Source organism: Actinosynnema sp. NPDC023658 (assembly GCF_040639995.1).
Taxonomy (GTDB): domain Bacteria; phylum Actinomycetota; class Actinomycetes; order Mycobacteriales; family Pseudonocardiaceae; genus Actinosynnema.
The window spans coordinates 1-1207 of the sequence record NZ_JBFAAX010001384.1 but is presented as its reverse complement, the minus strand read 5'-3'; the positions used below and the strand labels follow the sequence as shown (position 1 = coordinate 1207).

Here is a 1207-nt window from a genome sequence, read left to right as displayed (position 1 = left end):
GGGCCGCGCCGTCGGCCGAGGCGGCGACGATCGCCTGGCAGCCGTGCCCGGACCACCCGGAGGTCCGCAAGGCCGCGATCACCGCGCGCGACCTGCCGATGGGCATCGGTGACATGGACTTCTCGCTGTACCTGCTGTTCAAGGAGATCCGCAAGCGGTCGACGGTGGCGCTGTCCGGCGAGTCGGCGGACGAGCTGTTCGGCGGGTACCGGCACATGCACATCCCCGAGATCCAGAACGCCCGCGCGTACCCGTGGATCGCGGTCAGCGTGGGTCCGTTCGACAAGGACGCCACCGGCATCAACCAGCCGCTGCTGGACCGGTTGAAGCTGGAGGAGTACCGCCGCGAGGGGTACGAGGACGCGGTCTCCGACATCAAGCGCCTCGACACCGAGGACGACCACGAGCACCGGATGCGGATCATGATCCACCTGCACCTCACCCGGTTCATGCGGTTCCTGCTCGACCGCAAGGACCGGATGAGCATGGCCGTCGGCCTGGAGGTGCGGGTGCCGTTCTGCGACCACCGGCTGGTCGACTACGTCTACAACGCGCCGTGGTCGATGAAGACCTACGACGGCCGGGAGAAGAGCCTGCTGCGCGGTGCGGTGAAGGACATGCTGCCCGAGTCAGTGGCGTGGCGGGTGAAGAGCCCGTACCCGTCCACTCAGGACCCGTACTACGCGCGGGAGCTCCAGCAGCAGGCCAAGGAGCTGCTGTCGCGCTCGGGCCACGACGTGTTCGAGCTGGTGAACCGGGGCTGGCTGGAATCGGTGAGCGTGCAGGACCCGACCACGATCGACCGGGTGACCCGGCTCGGCCTGGAGCGGGCGCTCGACCTCACCGTGTGGCTGGACCTCTACCGCCCGGAGCTCGTGCTGTCGTAGTGGGCGCGTGACACACCGGGGTCGGCGCGTGACGCCCGCCGACCCCGGGAAAGCCCGATCGATTCCGGAACCCCAGCGCGCAGGTATTCGGAAACCTTAAGCCGGCGCACCGCCGAACGATTCAACGCGAATGGTTCCCGGAAGTCGTGCCGTAGTGCGCGCGCTAAGCACGCGTCGTCCGCGATAACCGAACTCGCGCGGAACCCGCAACATTATTGTCGAGGCGGAATCGGGATCACGAACCGGTCCGGTCGGTGACACCGGAACCGGGCACCACCCACGACGAGGCCAGCACGCGCAGCTGGTCGGCCGCGTTCTCC

1 protein-coding gene is annotated in these 1207 nt (G+C 68.2%); it reads left to right on the top strand.

What is annotated here, in order from left to right; all coding sequences use genetic code 11:
• Positions 1-887: asparagine synthase C-terminal domain-containing protein (locus AB0G02_RS41200; protein ID WP_360806291.1), on the top strand; the 887-nt coding region annotated here is incomplete at its 5' end.
• Between the last annotated feature and the right edge of the window lie 320 nt (positions 888-1207).